The organism is Magnetospirillum sp. UT-4 (genome assembly GCF_902729435.1).
Lineage (GTDB): Bacteria > Pseudomonadota > Alphaproteobacteria > Rhodospirillales > Magnetospirillaceae > Magnetospirillum.
Genome location: NZ_LR746522.1, coordinates 70,199 through 86,011 on the forward strand (window position 1 = coordinate 70,199; position 15,813 = coordinate 86,011).

The 15,813-nt window shown below is 69.6% G+C and carries 18 protein-coding genes; 6 read left to right on the forward strand and 12 right to left on the reverse strand.

What is annotated here, in order from left to right; genetic code table 11:
- Window positions 1–53: 53 nt before the first annotated feature.
- The 3 genes from MTBUT4_RS16630 (at window position 54) to MTBUT4_RS16640 (ending at window position 4,111) form a co-directional block, all read left to right on the forward strand.
- Window positions 54–779: an ABC transporter ATP-binding protein gene (locus MTBUT4_RS16630; RefSeq protein WP_173980820.1), complete on the forward strand. Its 726-nt coding sequence runs from the start codon at window positions 54–56 to the stop codon at window positions 777–779.
- Window positions 776–3,310 carry an ABC transporter permease gene (locus MTBUT4_RS16635; RefSeq protein WP_173980821.1) on the forward strand — a complete coding sequence of 845 codons (2,535 nt, stop codon included), beginning with the start codon at window positions 776–778 and terminating at the stop codon, window positions 3,308–3,310. Before MTBUT4_RS16630 ends, MTBUT4_RS16635 begins: the two co-directional genes overlap by 4 nt.
- Before the next feature lie 78 nt (window positions 3,311–3,388).
- Window positions 3,389–4,111 carry a Bax inhibitor-1/YccA family protein gene (locus MTBUT4_RS16640; RefSeq protein ID WP_173980822.1) on the forward strand — a complete coding sequence of 241 codons (723 nt, stop codon included), beginning with the start codon at window positions 3,389–3,391 and terminating at the stop codon, window positions 4,109–4,111.
- A gap of 117 nt (window positions 4,112–4,228) precedes the next feature.
- On the opposite strand, the gene rpmB is transcribed toward MTBUT4_RS16640, so the two are convergent.
- The 12 genes from rpmB to MTBUT4_RS19630 all read right to left on the reverse strand — a co-directional run bounded on the left by rpmB (window position 4,229) and on the right by MTBUT4_RS19630 (window position 13,791).
- Window positions 4,229–4,528: a 50S ribosomal protein L28 gene (gene rpmB / locus MTBUT4_RS16645; protein WP_173980823.1), complete on the reverse strand. Its 300-nt coding sequence runs from the start codon at window positions 4,526–4,528 to the stop codon at window positions 4,229–4,231.
- Window positions 4,529–4,651: 123 nt separating this feature from the next.
- On the reverse strand, window positions 4,652–5,218 hold the full coding sequence (locus MTBUT4_RS16650) for a protein phosphatase CheZ (RefSeq protein WP_173980824.1): 567 nt from the start codon (window positions 5,216–5,218) through the stop codon (window positions 4,652–4,654).
- Window positions 5,219–5,315: 97 nt separating this feature from the next.
- Complete coding sequence (gene meaB, locus MTBUT4_RS16655) at window positions 5,316–6,311, reverse strand: methylmalonyl Co-A mutase-associated GTPase MeaB (protein WP_173980825.1); 996 nt, start codon at window positions 6,309–6,311, stop codon at window positions 5,316–5,318.
- Window positions 6,308–6,640: a hypothetical protein gene (locus tag MTBUT4_RS16660; protein ID WP_173980826.1), complete on the reverse strand. Its 333-nt coding sequence runs from the start codon at window positions 6,638–6,640 to the stop codon at window positions 6,308–6,310. The genes meaB and MTBUT4_RS16660 overlap by 4 nt, the downstream gene beginning before the upstream one ends.
- A gap of 48 nt (window positions 6,641–6,688) precedes the next feature.
- A complete protein-coding gene (locus MTBUT4_RS16665; protein WP_173980827.1) occupies window positions 6,689–7,234 on the reverse strand; it encodes a BON domain-containing protein in 546 nt (181 codons plus the stop codon).
- Window positions 7,231–7,959 carry a TVP38/TMEM64 family protein gene (locus MTBUT4_RS16670; RefSeq protein ID WP_173980828.1) on the reverse strand — a complete coding sequence of 243 codons (729 nt, stop codon included), beginning with the start codon at window positions 7,957–7,959 and terminating at the stop codon, window positions 7,231–7,233. Before MTBUT4_RS16670 ends, MTBUT4_RS16665 begins: the two co-directional genes overlap by 4 nt.
- Complete coding sequence (locus MTBUT4_RS16675; RefSeq protein ID WP_173980829.1) at window positions 7,956–8,696, reverse strand: glycosyltransferase family 2 protein; 741 nt, start codon at window positions 8,694–8,696, stop codon at window positions 7,956–7,958. Before MTBUT4_RS16675 ends, MTBUT4_RS16670 begins: the two co-directional genes overlap by 4 nt.
- A gap of 64 nt (window positions 8,697–8,760) precedes the next feature.
- A complete protein-coding gene (locus tag MTBUT4_RS16680; RefSeq protein ID WP_173980830.1) occupies window positions 8,761–9,714 on the reverse strand; it encodes an acetyl-CoA carboxylase carboxyltransferase subunit alpha in 954 nt (317 codons plus the stop codon).
- Between the two features lie 491 nt (window positions 9,715–10,205).
- Window positions 10,206–10,928, reverse strand: a complete 723-nt coding sequence (gene phbB, locus MTBUT4_RS16685) for an acetoacetyl-CoA reductase (RefSeq protein ID WP_173980831.1) — start codon at window positions 10,926–10,928, stop codon at window positions 10,206–10,208.
- 121 nt (window positions 10,929–11,049) lie between these two features.
- Window positions 11,050–12,222, reverse strand: coding sequence for an acetyl-CoA C-acetyltransferase (locus tag MTBUT4_RS16690; RefSeq protein ID WP_173980832.1), 1,173 nt, complete (start codon window positions 12,220–12,222; stop codon window positions 11,050–11,052).
- Window positions 12,219–13,481, reverse strand: coding sequence for an alpha/beta fold hydrolase (locus tag MTBUT4_RS16695; RefSeq protein WP_371738085.1), 1,263 nt, complete (start codon window positions 13,479–13,481; stop codon window positions 12,219–12,221). The genes MTBUT4_RS16690 and MTBUT4_RS16695 overlap by 4 nt, the downstream gene beginning before the upstream one ends.
- The gene (locus MTBUT4_RS19630) at window positions 13,375–13,791 is read right to left on the reverse strand and encodes a hypothetical protein (RefSeq protein WP_254434899.1); all 417 of its coding nucleotides are present in this window, start codon (window positions 13,789–13,791) and stop codon (window positions 13,375–13,377) included. Before MTBUT4_RS19630 ends, MTBUT4_RS16695 begins: the two co-directional genes overlap by 107 nt.
- A 149-nt stretch (window positions 13,792–13,940) precedes the next feature.
- Here MTBUT4_RS19630 and phaR point away from each other — a divergent pair, with 149 nt between their 5' ends.
- The 3 genes from phaR (at window position 13,941) to MTBUT4_RS16710 (ending at window position 15,812) form a co-directional block, all read left to right on the forward strand.
- Window positions 13,941–14,528, forward strand: a complete 588-nt coding sequence (gene phaR / locus MTBUT4_RS16700; RefSeq protein WP_173980834.1) for a polyhydroxyalkanoate synthesis repressor PhaR — start codon at window positions 13,941–13,943, stop codon at window positions 14,526–14,528.
- Window positions 14,529–14,612: 84 nt separating this feature from the next.
- Complete coding sequence (locus MTBUT4_RS16705; RefSeq protein ID WP_173980835.1) at window positions 14,613–15,071, forward strand: hypothetical protein; 459 nt, start codon at window positions 14,613–14,615, stop codon at window positions 15,069–15,071.
- Window positions 15,072–15,419: 348 nt separating this feature from the next.
- Window positions 15,420–15,812: a helix-turn-helix domain-containing protein gene (locus MTBUT4_RS16710; RefSeq protein ID WP_173980949.1), complete on the forward strand. Its 393-nt coding sequence runs from the start codon at window positions 15,420–15,422 to the stop codon at window positions 15,810–15,812.
- Window position 15,813: the final 1 nt, after the last annotated feature.

Consider the following 15,813-nt stretch of genomic DNA (forward strand, 5'->3'; position numbering starts at 1 on the left):
CATATCCGACCAAGGCCTGCCACATCACCCGCCGCAAGAAAGTCCGCCAGCCCATGGTTCAATCCGACTCAGGGTCCCTGATCCAGCTCGGGGACGTGCACCTCAACTTGGCGAGCATGGCCGGCGAGGTCAACGTCCTGCGTGGGGTCGACCTGACGGTCGAGGGCGGCGAGACGGTGGGCGTGGTCGGCCCCTCGGGCTCGGGCAAGTCGACCCTGCTGATGGTCATTGCCGGGCTGGAGCGCGCCACCTCCGGCACCGTCCGGGTCGCCGGCCACGATCTGTCGGCCCTCGACGAGGACGCGCTGGCCCGCTTCCGCCGCGGCGCCGTGGGTATCGTCTTCCAGTCCTTCCACCTGGTCCCGACCATGACCGCGCTGGAGAACGTGGCGATTCCGCTGGAGCTGGCCGGCGCCCGCGACGCCTTCGACCTGGCCGCCGCCGAGCTGGGGGCGGTCGGGCTGGCTCATCGCCTGTCCCACTATCCCGGCCAGCTGTCGGGCGGCGAGCAGCAGCGGGTGGCGCTGGCCCGCGCCTTCGTGGCGCGGCCGAAGCTGCTGCTGGCCGACGAGCCCACCGGCAACCTGGATCAGGCCACCGGGCGGGCCATCGTCGAGCTGCTGTTCGACCTGCACGGCCGCCACGGCACCACCCTGCTGCTGGTCACCCACGATCCCGCCTTGGCCGCCCGCTGCGGCCGGGTGGTGCACGTCGAGGACGGCCGCATCGCCGCCGACGCCCGCCAGGAGGGCGGCCGCGTGGTGCCGATCCGGCGATGACCGCGCCGCTGCCGCTGACCTTCGCCCGGCGCGAGCTGCGGGGCGGCCTCAAGGGCTTCCGCATCCTGGTCGCCTGCCTTGCCCTGGGGGTGGCGGCCATCGCCGCCGCCGGCTCGCTGCGGGCCGCCTTCCAGACCGCGCTGGACGAGGATTCGCGGGCGCTGCTGGGCGGCGACCTGGACATCCGGCAATCCTATGCCCCGATCGATGCCGGCCAGCGTGCCGCCCTGGACGGCCTCGGCACCGTCAGCGCCGGCATCGAGATGCGGGCGATGGCGCGATCCGAGGCCGGCGACAGCCGCCGTCTGGTCGAGCTGAAGGGCGTCGATGGCGCCTATCCCCTGGTCGGCCGGCTGCAGCTGGAGCCGGCCGGCGACGTCCGGGCGGCGCTGGAGCGGCGCGACGGGGTGTGGGGGGCGGTGGCCGACCCCAACCTGCTGGCCGGGCTCGATCTCGCATTGGGATCGCGGGTGCGGGTCGGCGAGGCGGTGTTCGAGATCCGCGCCACCATCGCCAAGGAACCCGACCGCGTCGCCACCGCCCTGTCTTTCGGTCCGCGCCTGATGGTGGCGGCGGCGGCGGTGCCCGAGACCGCGCTGATCCAGCCCGGCGCCCTGCTGCGCTGGACCTGGCGCGTCGCGCTTTCCCCCGGCCTGACCGCCGCCGAGGCGCGCCGGCAACTGGCCGAACGCTTCCCCGAAGCCGGCTGGCAGGTGCGCGACACCTCGGACGCCGCGCCGGGCATCGGCCGGTTCCTCGACAATCTGGCGGCCTTCCTCACCCTGGTCGGGCTGACCGCGCTGCTGGTCGGCGGCATCGGCGTCGCCAATGCGGTGAAGGCCTATCTCGACGGCCGCATCGAGACCATCGCCATCCTGAAATCCCTGGGCGCCCCGGCCCGCACCATCCTCGCCACCTATGCCGTGCTGGTCGCCGCCCTGGCCGGGCTGGGCACCCTGATCGGCCTCGGCGTGGGGGCGCTGGTGCCGTGGGCGGTGGTACGCCTCGCCGGCGAGTCCCTGCCGCTGGCCGCCCGGGTCGGCATCTACCCGGTGCCGCTGGCGGTGGCGGCGGCCTTCGGCCTGGTCACCGCTTTGGTCTTCACCCTGTGGCCGCTGGCCCGCGCCCGGGCGGTGCCGGCCACCGCCTTGTTCCGCCAGGTGGTGGTGCCGCCCCGGGGCCGCATCGACCGCCCGGCGCTGGCCGCACTGGCGCTGGCCGGGGCGCTGCTGGCCGGCCTCGCCATCCTGTCGTCGCCGCGCCCCGGCCTGGCCGCCGGCTTCGTCGCCGCGTCGGTGGCCACCCTGGCGCTGTTCCGCGGGCTGGCCTGGGTCCTGTCGCGGCTGGCGGCGCGGGCCGGGGCGCGGCGCACCGGCCTGCTGGCGCGGCCGACCCTGCGTCTGGCCCTGGCCAACCTGCACCGGCCCGGCAGCGCCGTGGTCAGCGTGGTGCTCAGCCTGGGCCTGGGCCTCACCGTGCTGGTGGCGGTGGCGCTGGTCGAGGCCAACCTGGCCCGCCAGTTCGGCGAAAGGCTGCCGGCCCAGGCCCCCAGCTTCTTCTTCATCGACATCCAGCCCGACCAGTTGGAGCGCTTCGACGCCATCGTCGGCGCCACCGCGCCCACCGCCACGGTGGAGCGCGCCCCGATGATCCGCGGCCGCATCATGCGCATCGCCGGGGTGCCGGTGGCGGAACGCCCGGTGGCGCCGGAAGCGGAATGGGCGGTGCGCAGCGACCGCGGCCTGACCATGGCCGCCGAACCGCCGCCCGGCACCCGCCTGACCGCCGGCGAATGGTGGCCCCAGGACTATGCCGGGCCGCCGCTGGCCTCGGTGGATGCCAACATCGCCAAGGGCTTCGGGCTGAAGCTGGGCGACACCTTGGGCATCAGCGTGCTGGGCCGCGAAGTGACGGTGAAGGTGGCCTCGTTCCGCGAGATCGAGTGGTCCAGCCTCAACATGAACTTCACCTTCATCCTGTCGCCGGGCGCCCTGGCCGGGGCGCCCCATACCTGGATCGCCACCGTCCACGCGCCGGCCGCCGAGGAAGCGGCGGTGGAGCGGGCGGTCACCGACGCCCTGCCCAACGTCTCGGCCATCCGGGTCAAGGAGGCGCTGGAAAGCGTGCGCGCCATGATCGCCAATGCCGATCTGGCGGTGCGCCTGGCGGCGGCGGTGACCCTGGCGGCAGGGGCGCTGGTGCTGGCCGGGGCGGTGATGGCCGGCCATGCGCGGCGCGTGCGCGACGCGGTGATCCTGAAGGTGCTGGGGGCTACCAGCGGCGATCTGTGGAAGGCCTGGGCGGCCGAGTTCGGCATCGTCGGCATCATCACCGGCATCGGCGCCGGACTGGTCGGGACCCTTGCCGCCTGGGCGGTGCTGGTCAAGGTGATGCGCGCCGACTGGGCCTTCCTGCCCGACATCGCGGCGGCCACCGCCACCGTCGCCACCCTGGCCGCCCTGCTGGCCGGCTTCGCCGGCACCTGGACCGCCATGCGCGCCAAGGCGGCGTCGTATCTGCGGTCCGAATGAATCCTCATCGCTTGATTCCGGGATGGACTGCGCCATATTGGGGTTGCCCGATTGCAACCCGAGCCTGAGGTATCGACAATGGCCTTCGGAACCGACCGCAAATACATGACCCGCACGCAGTCCGAGGCGGCCGAGATCGACGTCGGCCTGCGCCAGTACATGCTGCGGGTGTACAATTACATGGCCTCCGGCCTGGCCCTGACCGGCATCGTGGCGATGCTGGTGGCCTCCAACGAGACCATGACCCAGCTGATCTTCGGCACCCCGCTGAAATGGGTGGTGATGCTGGCCCCGCTGGGCTTCGTCTTCTTCATGAGCTTCAAGATCGAGACCATGAAGGCCAGCACGGCGCAGACGCTGTTCTGGGTCTTCGCCGCCCTGATGGGCGCGTCGCTGGCCTCGGTGTTCCTGGTGTTCACCGGTGAATCGGTGGCCCGCACCTTCTTCATCACGGCGGCCGCCTTCGCCGGCCTGAGCCTGTGGGGCTACACCACCAAGAAGAACCTGTCGGCCTTCGGCACCTTCCTGGTCATGGGCCTGATCGGCCTGATGATCGCCATGGTGGTCAACATCTTCCTGCAGAGCGCCATGATGCAGTTCGTCATCTCGGCCGCCGGCGTGCTGATCTTCGCCGGCCTGACCGCCTATGACACCCAGCGCATCAAGGAGATGTACTGGCACCTGGACGGCGGCGAGGTGGCGGTGAAGAAGGCGGTGATGGGGGCGCTGACCCTCTACCTCGACTTCATCAACCTGTTCACGTTCCTGCTGCAGTTCCTGGGCGTGCGCCGCGACGAATAGGCGGCACCACGGCAAAGCCCCCGGCAACGGGGGCTTTTCTTGTTCCGCGACGAGGCAACGAAAAAGGCCCGGGGATCGCCCCGGGCCTTTTGGTATTCGGTTCCGCTGCAGCCGGCGTCAGGCGGTCGCCTGCTTGTTGGCCAGGGCCTTCTGGACGCGGCGCTTCACGCGGCGGGCCTCGACCGGCAGCTTGGAATCGTTGGTGGTCATCAGGAAGCTGTCGAGGCCGCCATTGTGCTCGATGGTCTTGAGCCCGTGGGTCGAGACCCGGATGCGCACCATCTCGCCCAGCGCGTCGGACAGCAGCGAGGTGTCCTGCAGGTTGGGCAGGAAGCGCCGCCGGGTCTTGTTGTTGGCGTGGCTGACGTTGTTCCCGGTCTGAACGCCCTTGCCGGTGATGCTGCAACGACGGGCCATGGCTCGAATTCCTCTCGTTTTCCTCGATCAGCGGCGCCCATGCGCCGAAACGGTCTCCGCCGGGGCTTGCCCGGGGAAGCCGCGTTTTTAAGGGCCTGCCCGGCCCGCGTCAAGCGGATTCCGTCAGCCGAACAGCTTGTCGATGTCGTCCTGGCCCAGCATGGCGTCGACCTCGGCCTGGGTCACCCCCTTGCCGGTCAGCTGCGGCCCGTGCAGCAGCTTCTTGTCGGGGTCGGTATCTTCCTTGATCTCCACCACCACCTTGGTCAGCTCGTCCCTGCCCCAGGTGATGATGATGGAGTTGATGCGCTCCTCGACGAACTTCATGGAGTTGACCACCTTGGTCACCCGCTGGCCGGTGATGTCCTGGAACGAGCAGGCTTCGAACACCATGTTCACCTTGTCGGTGACGCCGTCGAACACGGCCTTCAGCTTGGGGTCGTCGGTGGCGGCGCGGGCATCGTTCATCAGCGTATCGATGCCCTCGACGCTTTCCATGATGGTGTTGGTGGCCTTTTCGGTGGCGCTGACGATCTCGTCGAGTTCGTCGGACATGCTGCCGAAATGGTCGGGCGCGCCCGGGGGGTTGAGTGACGCCAGTTCCTTGCGGATTTTCTGGAGATGGCCGAACAGCCCGACCAGCTCTTTTTTCAGGGTAAGGATTTCCTGGACCGAGGGCTCGTGGGTCATGCAAAATTCCTGGACACTTGGCGGTCGAACCGTGCCGCAGAGCATACTCCGACATTTGCGCCGCCGCCAAGCGGTCCGGAGGGATGTGATGGATTGATCACGACGCCCCGCCCGCCCGCTCGCGAAAGACCGCCGCCAGGCGGCGCGCGGCGGCCCCGGGGGCCATCTCGCCGGCGCTGACGGCGCGCTCCAGCTCGGGCAGCAGCAGCGCCACCCGGGAATCGTCGCGCAGGGCCTGCAACAGGGTTTCCGACACCTCGTTCCACATCCAGGCATGGGCCTGGGCGGCGCGGCGGGCGGCGAAGCGGCCGGCCTCCTGCATGGCCGCCTGGTAGTCGCCGACGGTGCGCCACACCTCGGCCACGCCGTCGCGCATGAGCGCCGAGCAGGTCAGCACCGGGACCGTCCAGCGGCCGGCCGGCGGCGCCAGCAAATGCAGCGCGGCGCGGTAGTCGCGGGCCGCCCGCTGCGCCGCCGCGGCAAGGTCGCCGTCGGCCTTGTTGACCACGACGGCGTCGGCCAGCTCGACGATGCCCTTCTTGAGCCCCTGCAGCTCGTCGCCGCCGCCGGGGACCAGCAGCAGCAGGAACATGTCGACCATATCGGCCACTGCGGTTTCGCTCTGGCCGACGCCCACCGTCTCGACCACCACCACGTCGAAGCCGGCCGCCTCGCACACCAGCATGGCCTCGCGGGTCCGGCGCGCCACGCCGCCCAGGGTGCAGCCCGAGGGGCTGGGGCGGATGAAGGCGCGCTGGTCGCGGGACAGTTCCTCCATGCGGGTCTTGTCGCCCAGGATCGAGCCGCCCGAGCGCGGGCTGGAGGGGTCCACCGCCAGCACCGCCAGGCGGTGGCCCTGGCCGACCACATGCAGGCCGAAGGCCTCGATGAAGGTGGACTTGCCGGCCCCCGGCACGCCGGTGATGCCGACCCGCACCGAGCGCCCGGAATGGGGCAGCAGGTCGTGCAGCAGCGCCTCGGCCGCCGGGCGGTGGTCGGGCCGGGTCGATTCGATCAGGGTGATGGCGCGGGCCAGGGCGCGGCGCTCGCCCGCCAGCACGCCGGCCGCCAGGGCCTTGGCATCGGGGATCACGTGCGGCCGCCCCCGCCGCTGCCGCCGCGCATCAGCGTGGTGATGGCCATGGCCACCAGCTTGGCCCGGCTTTCGTCGTCCAGCGCGTCGAGGATCTGGCGCTGGGCGCGGTGCACCGCCATGGCGTTCTTCAGCAGGGCCTGACGCTCGGGGGTGGCGAATTCCTTGATTTGGGCGTTGCCGCGTTCGATGGCCGCCTGCCGCGCGCCTTCGGGGGGAGAGGCGCTCTTGGCCGCCGCCACCGCCCTGGCCGGCGCCAGCCTGGCGGCGCGGCGGTCGATGGCCTCCTGGGCCTGACGGTCGAACATGTCCTTGAGGAATCCGAACATGGGGGAATGGTAATCCCTCGGCCGGCGGGTTTCCAGCCCCAGGGAAGGCTACGGCGCCGATGGCTTCAGGTGCGCCACCACCCATTTGACGCCCTCGACATCGCCGGCATCGGCCTTCATGGACTCGGCATCCTCGCGCCGGGCGACGCCGCCCAGCAGGAAGGCGATTCCGTTCACCACCCGCACCACGGTGCCGGCCTTGCCTTCCAGCCCGAGCTGGCGGCGCACCGCCTCCTCGCGCGCCGGATCGGGGCGATAGGAGTCGAGCCGGCTTTCCTCGGCCAGCACCACCTCGTTCAGCACTTCGGCGGCGCCCTCGACGGCGCGGGCCGCCTGTTCGGCGCGGCGGCGCTGCTCGGGCTTGACCACCGCCCCCAGCAGCAGCACGCGGCCGCCCCACACCTCGGCGGTGACGGCGCGGAAGGCGGCGCGGTCCAGCTCGGCGATGCGGCGGAGCACAGTGGCGCGGACGACATCATCGCGATTGGAGACGGCGCGCGGGCGCTCGACCGGCACCGGCGGCGGCGGCGCGGCCGGACCGGCGGTCTCGCAGGCGGTGGCCAGCAGCGCCAGCAGCAGGATGGATGCCCTCATGGCCCGCCCTCTCCCGGCCCGCCCTCGTCGTCACGGTCCTGGCGGTAGCGCCGCCACAGCCACAGGCCCAGCACGGTGGAGGCGACGAACAGGGCCACCGACAGCCCGGTGGTGACCACCGGCTTCAGCTCGATGCCGCCGCCCAGCAGGGCGAACACCACCGTCTGCGGCAGGTAGCCGATGGCCGAGCCGGCGAAGAACGGCAGCGGCCGCACCCCCGAGACGCCGGCCACCAGGTTGGTGGTCAGATTGTGGGTGAACGGGGCCAGGCGCAGCACCAGGGCCATGCCCAGGGTGTTGCCGGCCAGGAAGGAATCCAGCTTGCGCACCCGGTCAGGGAACTTGCGGGCCAGGAACGAGCGGCCCATGAAGCGGGCGTAGTGGAAGACGCCGACGGCGCCGATCACCGTCGCCAGCAGGGCCAGCAGGGCGCCGGTGACGAAACCGAAGGCATAGCCGGCCAGGAACGACACCACCTGGCGCGGCAGGCCGACGGCGGTGAACAGGGCGCCGACCAGCACGAACAGCGCCTCGCCGGTCACGCCCTGGCCGCGCACGTGCTGGTCGATCCAGCCTTCCTCCAGCAGGTGCTTCAGCCCCATGCCCTCGAACAGCAGGCCGATGGCCGCCAGGGTCAGGATCAGGACGATGCCGCGCACCAGCACGCGCGGGCGCCACAGGCTGGAGCGGTCGGGGCCAGGTTGGTCGGCGGGCGACGCGGTCACTTGGCCGGCTCGACCACCGGATTGCGCGAGCGCCGCATCAGCCACATCACCCCCAAGAGGTCGGGAACACCGACCAGGGCGCGGCGCAGGTTGCTGTAGTTGGAGCGGCCGGTCCCGCGCGGGCGGTGGTTGACCTTGACCGAGACCACGGCGCCGCCGGCCCGGATGGTCAGGGCGGGCAGGTAGCGATGCATGTGGTCGAAGCGCGGGAAATCCAGGAACAGGTCGCGCGGGAACAGCTTGGAGCCGCAGCCGGTGTCGGGGGTGGCGTCCTTCAACGCCCAGGCGCGGATGGCGTTGGCCGCCTTGGACGCCCACCGCTTCGAGGCGGTGTCCTTGCGGTTGGCGCGCCAGCCGGCGATCAGCAGCTTGGCCCTCTCCTCCACCGGCGCCTGGCGCCAGCGCGCCAGCATGTTGGGGATGTCGGCCGGGTCGTTCTGGCCGTCGCCGTCCAGCATGGCGATCAGCGGCGCCCGGGCCGCCTTCACCGCGGTGGCGATGGCCTGGCTCTGGCCGCAGGAGAAGCGGTGCCGCAGCACGCGCAGGCGGGGGAAGCGCAGCCGCGCCTCGGCCAGCACCATGGGGGTGGCGTCGTCGGAGCCGTCATCGACGTAGATCACCTCGAACTCGGCCTTGCCGTCGAGGGCGGCGTGGATCTCGTCCAGCAGGGGCACGATGTTGCCGGCCTCGTTCTTGACCGGAACGACGACGGCGAGTTCGGGGGCGGCGGTGGACATCGGGCGGGAACCTGCGCGGACAAGACGGCCTATTTACACCCTCGGGGGGCGGCGGGGGAAGACGTCAGCCCAGCCCGGCGCGGCCCATGTCGAGGAACTTCTCGCGCCGCCGCGCCCGCAGCACGCCGCCCTCGACCCCGCCCATCGCCGTGAGCGCGCCGTCGATGGCGGTGGCCAGGGTCCGCATGGTGAGGTCGGGGTTGCGGTGGGCGCCGCCCAGCGGTTCGGGCACCACCTCGTCGATGATTCCCAGCTTCAGCAGGTCCTGGGCGGTCAGCTTCAGCGCCTCGGCGGCGTCCTGGGCATTCTCGCCCGACCGCCACAGGATCGAGGCGCAACCCTCGGGGCTGATCACCGAATAGATGGAATGCTCGAGCATCAGGATGGAATTGGCGGCGGCCAGCGCGATGGCGCCGCCCGAGCCGCCCTCGCCGATGACCACCGACACCAGCGGCACGCGCACGTCCAGGCAGGTCTCGATGGAACGCGCGATGGCCTCGGCCTGGCCGCGCTCCTCGGCATCGACGCCGGGATAGGCGCCGGCGGTGTCGACCAGGGTGATGACCGGGACCTGGAAATGGTCGGCCATTTCCATCAGGCGGCGCGCCTTGCGGTAGCCCTCGGGCTTGGCCATGCCGAAATTGTGCTTCAGGCGGCTTTCGGTGTCGCGGCCCTTTTCCTGGCCCAGCACCATCACCGAATGGCCGCGGAAACGGCCCAGGCCGCCGATGATGGCCTTGTCCTCGCCGAAGCAGCGGTCGCCGGCCAGCGGCGTGAAGTCCTCGAACAGCGCGCCGATGTAATCCAGTGCGTGCGGGCGGTCGGGGTGGCGGGCGACCTGGGTCTTCTGCCACGGGGTGAGCTTGCCGTAGGTCGCGCGCATGAGCTTGTCGACCTTGGCCTGCAGCCGGCCGACCTCGTCGGCGATGTTGACATCACCACCGTCGGCGAGATGACGCAGTTCCTCGATCTTGCCTTCGAGCTCTGCGATCGGCTTTTCGAATTCCAGGATATGCATGGGGGCTTCATACCACAGCCGGCGGCCGGAGCAAGCGAAAGCGCGCGACGCCCCTGCCGTCATGGCCGGGCTTGACCCACGGCTGTCCGGTTTAATTTTCGGACTGCCTTCTGGAGCCTTTGGTGACGGCCGCGTCCAGGGTGATGTTGGCCGAAGCAGACAGATTACCCTCACCCGCCTGCGGGACCTTTGCGAAACTATGCCCGAGGACGCCCTCGTCGAGACGACCGCTGGCGCGGTCTCCTCAGGATGAGGGCTTTAATGATTTCAACGTATTAAGCCTCATCCTGAGGAAGCCCGCAGGGCTGTCTCGAAGGATTAGGCGTCCCCGGCCCGGATTTCGCAAAGGTCCCGCAGGCGGGCGAGGGGGCATTGGCCAGCCGAGAACTAAACCGGACAGCCGTGGGCTTGACCCGGCCATCCATGCGGCCACCGGCGGAGCGGTCGCCGTGGACCCCCGGGGCAGGCCCGGGGGTGACGGAGTTTCAGGCTCAGTACATGTGCTGGCCGCCGTTGATGGACATGGTCGAGCCGGTGATGAAATCGGCCTTGTCGTCGATCAGGAACATCACGCCGCGGGCGATGTCCTCGGCGCGGCCCAGGCGGCCCACCGGGATCTTGGCGATGATCTTCTCGAGCACCGCCGGCGGCACCGCGCGCACCATGTCGGTATCGACATAGCCCGGGGCGATGGCGTTGACGGTGATGTTCTTGGCCGCGCCTTCCTGGGCCAGGGCCTTGGTGAAGCCGTGGATGCCCGACTTGGCGGCGGCGTAGTTGACCTGGCCGTACTGGCCGGCCTGGCCGTTGATGGAGCCGATGTTGACGATGCGGCCGAAGCCGCGCTCGCGCATGGACTCGATCACCAGCCGGGCCATGTTGAAGCAGCTGGTCAGGTTGGTGTGGATCACCTCTTCCCACATCTCGTAGGTCATGCGGTGCATGGTGGCGTCACGGGTGATGCCGGCATTGTTGACCAGGATCTCGACCGGACCCAGATCGTGGGTGATCTTGTGCACCGCCGCCTCGCACTCGGCGTAGTTCGAGACGTCCCAGCGATAGGTCGGGATGCCGGTCTCGTCGGTGAACAGGCGGGCCGCCTCGACATTGCCGAAATAATTGGCGGCCACCCGGTAGCCGTGCTCCTTCAGGGTGACGGAAATCTGGCGGCCGATGCCGCGGGTGCCACCGGTAACGACTGCTACACGCCCCATGGGATTCTCCTTTGATTGTGATTGGCCGGCCTTGTTTGTGCGCCGGCATTGTTTCCACCCGAGCCACACCGGAGGAGCCGCCGGGCGGGCGGGCGGCTCCTCCGAACAGTGAGTTATCCTATCAACGCTCGACGCAGAGGGCGATGCCCATGCCGCCGCCGATGCACAGGGTGGCGAGACCCTTCTTCGCGTCGCGCTTGATCATCTCGTGCAGCAGGGTGACGAACACCCGGCAGCCCGAGGCGCCGATGGGATGGCCGATGGCGATGGCGCCGCCGTTGACGTTGACCTTGGCGGTGTCCCAGCCCATGCCCTTGTTGACGGCGATGGCCTGGGCGGCGAAGGCCTCGTTGGCCTCGATCAGGTCGAGCTGGTCGTGGCTCCAGCCCGCCTTCTCGAGCGCCTTCTTCGAGGCCGGGACCGGGCCGACGCCCATGATCTTGGGATCGACGCCGGCGGTGGCCCAGCTCTTGATGGTGGCCAGCGGCTTGATGCCGCGCTTGTCGGCCTCGGCCTTGGTCATCAGCACCACCGCGGCGGCGCCGTCATTGATGCCCGAGGCGTTGCCGGCGGTCACCGTGCCGGCCTTGTCGAAGGCGGGGCGCAGCTTGGCCAGGGCATCCAGGGTGGCGCCCATGCGGACGAACTCGTCCACGTCGAACAGCTTCTCTTCCTTCTTCACCACGATCTTGACCGGGACGATCTCGTCCTTGAAGCGGCCGGACTTGACCGCCGCCTCGGCCTTGTTCTGGCTGGCGACGGCGAACTCGTCCTGCATCTCGCGGGTGATCTGGAATTCCTTGGCGACGTTCTCGGCGGTCACACCCATGTGGTAGGCGTTGAAGACGTCGGTCAGGCCGTCATTGATCATGGTGTCGACGAAGCCCATGGGCCCCATCTTGACGCCCGACCGCAGGAAGCCGGCATGCTGCGAGTTGGTCATGCTCTCGTGACCGCCGGCCACCACCACGCTGGCGTCACCGGCCAGGATGGACTGCATGCCCAGCGCCACGGCGCGCAGGCCCGAGCCGCACACCTGGTTGATGGTCATGGCGGTGGATTCGATGGGCAGGCCGGCCTTCAGCGCCGCCTGGCGGGCGGTGTTCATGCCGTTGCCGGCGCTCAGGATGTGCCCCATGACGACGTCGGTGACGTCGGTGGCGGCAACTCCGGCGCGCTTCAGCGCCTCGGCGATGACGATGCCGCCCAGATCGGCGGCCTGATAGCCCGAAAGCGAGCCGCTGAACGACCCCACGGGGGTCCGGCAGGCGGAAGCGATGACGATGTCGGTCATGGAAGGGTTCTCCTTTTAGAGTCTTTGCCCCGGTCGTTGCGGCCATCCGAACTAGAAATAACCGCAAGTCTCTTAGTACGAGGGCGCGGGGTGGCGCAACCCGTGTTGTGCAGTGCCGAACGGACTAGCCATTTCGCCAGCGGGCCGTAGACCTCGGTCTTCGCCCGCGACGACAGCAGCATGCCGACATGGCCGCCCTTCACCGTCACCAGGCGGCAGCCGGGAATGGCGGCGGCCAGCGGCAACGCCGAATCGGGGGGGACGATGCGGTCGCGCTCGGGAATGATGGCCAGGGTCGGGCAGCGGATGGCGGCGGGCGAGACCACCCGCCCGGCCACCCGCCAGCCGCCGCGGGCGGGGGTGTTGTCGCCGTACCAGCCGAACAGGCATTCGTGCGCCACCGGGCCGGCCAGCGCCACGCCGTCATTGGCCCAGTCTTCCAGCGCCACGAAGTCGCGGGCCTTGGCGCGCCGTTGCGGCAGGCGGGCGAAGGCGGCGAACTTGCGGCCGTTGAGGGTGGGGTCGAGGGCGGCGAACATGGATTGCAGCATGTCCACGGGCACATTGCCCACCTGGGCGATCACCCGCCCCAGCGGTCCCGCCAGCGCCCGCATCAGCGCGCCGTGCGCCTCGCGGCTGGCGTGGAAGTCCCAGGGGGTGGCCAGCAGCGCCAGCGCCGACACCGCATCGGGGCGCAGCTGCGCCAGCGCCAAGGCGAGGTCGCCGCCCATGCAATAGCCGACCAAAGCCACCGTCCCGCCGGTGGCGGCCACCACCGCATCGAGGGCGGCACACAACCGGCCGGCGATGTAGTCGGTGAGGTCGAACCCCGTCTCCTCGGCGCCGGGGGCGTCCCAGTCCACCAGGAACGGCGCGAAGCCGTGCGCCGCCAGATAGCGCAGCAGGCTGCGCCGGGCGGTGAGGTCGAGGATGTAGGAGCGGTTGATCAGCGACGGGATCACCAGCACCGGGAGGCCGCCGGAGCCCGGCTCCGGGCCGGCGCGGAAATCCAGCACCGAGGTGGTGCCTTGGCGCCACAGCACGGCCGGCGGCGGCAGGGCGCGGCGATAGGGATGGCGGCGGTACAGCTCGATGCCGTCCAGCACCGCCTGGTGACGGGCCACGCCCTCGGCTTCGATCGCCTTGTCGAACTCAGTCCACTCGTCCGGCCCGGCGCCGGCGAGGCCCGCCCTCAGGCTTTCCGCCGCCTTCGCCAAGGCGGGATTCCAGGGCAGCGAGCCGGTCCTCAACAGCGGCAAGGCGGCGCGCGAGCCCAGCAGCATCGAGGCATGGGTCATCAGGTGCAGCGGCAACGGCCGGGGACCCGGTCGAAGCGGGGAAGGGGCGCTTCGGCGATGCGGCATCGGGTGTTCTCGCCTCGCTCGCTGGGCTGGACATGCCGGTTTGCGCCACCTGGACGAACGCCGCCGGCCCCTGGGCGATCAGGGCGATGCTGCGGGCCAGCGCTTCCGCCAGGGCCGGATCGTTGGCCATGGCGGCCACCTGCTCCTGCCAGAGGTCGAGATAGCGGCGCGCCAGCGCCTTCAGATCCGGCGGCGCTTCAGACATGGCGGCAGTATAGACCGGCGGCGCCGCGTTGACCAGACGGCCCGGGCGCCACCTTGTTGCGCCGCAGAGAAAAATCGCTTGCCAATCGCGGCGATTGGGAAAACTCTGAGAGCATCCAGGCACGATCCCCGATTGGAAGCGACAGCCGCATGTCCGACGCCCAGATTACCGCCCAAGCGCCAATCACGATCAAGAAATACGCCAACCGCCGCCTCTACAACACGGCGACCTCCAGCTACGTCACCCTGGACCACCTCGCGCAGATGGTCAAGGAGGGGGCGGACTTCGTGGTCTACGACGCCAAGACGGGCGAGGACATCACCCGCTCGGTGCTGACCCAGATCATCGTGGAAGAGGAATCCAAGGGCGGGCAGAATTTGCTGCCCATCAGCTTCCTGCGCCAGCTCATCGGCTTCTACGGCGACAGCCTGGGCGGCCTGGTGCCGCGCTACCTGGAATATTCCATGTCGGCGTTCTCGCGCAACGAACAGCAGATGCGCCAGTACATGCAGAACGCCCTGGACGGCCTGTTCCCGTTCAAGCCGTTCGAGGAGGTGAGCAAGCAGAACGCCGCCTTCTTCGAAAGCGCCCTCAAGATGTTCGCCCCCTTCTATCCCCAGGGCGACACCGGCGCCGTCTGGTCCGGCCAGCCGGCCGAGGAACCCCGGCTCGAGGACCTGCAGGCCAAGATCGACCAACTGCAGAGCCAGATCGAAGGCCTGTCGAAGAAGAAGTAGCGGCCGGCGAATTTGCTCCCATTGCGATTCCGGGCAAAGCGGGCCTAGACTGGTCCGTTCCTCTCCTGTCGCATGGGGAAGGCCTTGGGCGATCTGTTATCGGCACCGGTTGAAGTTCGCGCGGCGGGCGCCCAGGCCCGGGCCGCGGCGGCAGTCGTGGCGGTGCCGGTGCGCCCCATCGACCCCGCCCGCCCGCGCTTCGAGGTCGAGGATGGCGGACAGGCGGCACGCAAGGCCCCGGCCAAGCCCGAAGCCGAATCCTTCCGCGACCAGATCCAGCCCGGCCGGCCTTTCCCCGACATGCCGGTGTCGGGCCGGCGCGGCCCCGGCCTGGTGGGCGCCTTCACCGCCTTCGTCGCCAAGCTGTTCACTCAGGACACCGCTTCCGCCGGACTCGAGGCGTCGGCGGTGCTGAACGGCGCGCGGGCCTATGGCCGGGCCGCCAGGCCGACGGCGCAGCCGGACACCCAACCCGGCATGGATATACTTTCGCCGTCATTCCCCAGATTGGCATCGGGTCGGATTCTCGACCTCACGGTCTGACCTATCCTTCCGATTTCGGATATCCACACTGGTACTACCGCGACCGTGCGATCATATATCGCAGCGTGGGAGGCCCCATGCCTCCAGGCAATCCGCGGTCGTTCCGGTCGCAAGGCCGCTATGGACATAAGGCATAGCGCACCGGTTGCGCAGCGTCGGCGCTGATTTCAACAAAATAAAAAAAAGCGGTTTATTGTCGGCGACAAATGTTCCGAACAGAACGCATGTACGACTTTCAAGTGGGTTGCCTAGGCGTCAAAGTTAGACTAGGACAGGGATTAGGTAGCCATGCCGGATACACCGGACGACACCCGCCACTACGACGACCCCAAACTTCAGTCGAGAGCGATGACACCACAGCAAGAGGCAAGAGCGGCGCGCCCGACCAATCGTGCCAACGACACTGACCGGCATGTCGGGGCTCGCATCCGCGAACGCCGCATCATGTTGGGCCTGTCGCAGCAGCAGATGGCCGACCTCATCGGCGTCACCTATCAGCAGGCCCACAAGTACGAGCGCGGCATCAACCGGATCTCCGCCGGCCGCCTGTACGAGATCGCCCAGGTGCTGGGCGTTCCGGTCAGCTATTTCTTCGAGGGCCTGGACACCCAGCGGGTTCCCGACCTCACCACCCGCCAGCGCATGTGCCTGGAACTGGCGCGCAACTTCTCGAGCATCCAGAACGAGAAGCACCAGGAAGCACTGTCGCAGCTGGCGCGGGCCTTGGCGGCCGACCTGTAGC

What these genes read in the sequence shown, in the direction of transcription:
- MTBUT4_RS16630 (WP_173980820.1), top strand. Translation starts at nt 54, where the DNA reads ATGGTTCAATCCGACTCAGGGTCCCTGATCCAGCTCGGGGACGTGCAC.
- MTBUT4_RS16640 (WP_173980822.1), top strand. Translation starts at nt 3,389, where the DNA reads ATGGCCTTCGGAACCGACCGCAAATACATGACCCGCACGCAGTCCGAG.
- MTBUT4_RS16690 (WP_173980832.1), bottom strand. Translation starts at nt 12,222, where the DNA reads ATGACCGACATCGTCATCGCTTCCGCCTGCCGGACCCCCGTGGGGTCG.
- rpmB (WP_173980823.1), bottom strand. Translation starts at nt 4,528, where the DNA reads ATGGCCCGTCGTTGCAGCATCACCGGCAAGGGCGTTCAGACCGGGAAC.
- phbB (WP_173980831.1), bottom strand. Translation starts at nt 10,928, where the DNA reads ATGGGGCGTGTAGCAGTCGTTACCGGTGGCACCCGCGGCATCGGCCGC.
- phaR (WP_173980834.1), top strand. Translation starts at nt 13,941, where the DNA reads ATGTCCGACGCCCAGATTACCGCCCAAGCGCCAATCACGATCAAGAAA.
- MTBUT4_RS16710 (WP_173980949.1), top strand. Translation starts at nt 15,420, where the DNA reads ATGACACCACAGCAAGAGGCAAGAGCGGCGCGCCCGACCAATCGTGCC.
- MTBUT4_RS16665 (WP_173980827.1), bottom strand. Translation starts at nt 7,234, where the DNA reads ATGAGGGCATCCATCCTGCTGCTGGCGCTGCTGGCCACCGCCTGCGAG.
- MTBUT4_RS16635 (WP_173980821.1), top strand. Translation starts at nt 776, where the DNA reads ATGACCGCGCCGCTGCCGCTGACCTTCGCCCGGCGCGAGCTGCGGGGC.
- MTBUT4_RS16675 (WP_173980829.1), bottom strand. Translation starts at nt 8,696, where the DNA reads ATGTCCACCGCCGCCCCCGAACTCGCCGTCGTCGTTCCGGTCAAGAAC.
- MTBUT4_RS16680 (WP_173980830.1), bottom strand. Translation starts at nt 9,714, where the DNA reads ATGCATATCCTGGAATTCGAAAAGCCGATCGCAGAGCTCGAAGGCAAG.
- MTBUT4_RS19630 (WP_254434899.1), bottom strand. Translation starts at nt 13,791, where the DNA reads ATGTCTGAAGCGCCGCCGGATCTGAAGGCGCTGGCGCGCCGCTATCTC.
- MTBUT4_RS16650 (WP_173980824.1), bottom strand. Translation starts at nt 5,218, where the DNA reads ATGACCCACGAGCCCTCGGTCCAGGAAATCCTTACCCTGAAAAAAGAG.
- MTBUT4_RS16660 (WP_173980826.1), bottom strand. Translation starts at nt 6,640, where the DNA reads ATGTTCGGATTCCTCAAGGACATGTTCGACCGTCAGGCCCAGGAGGCC.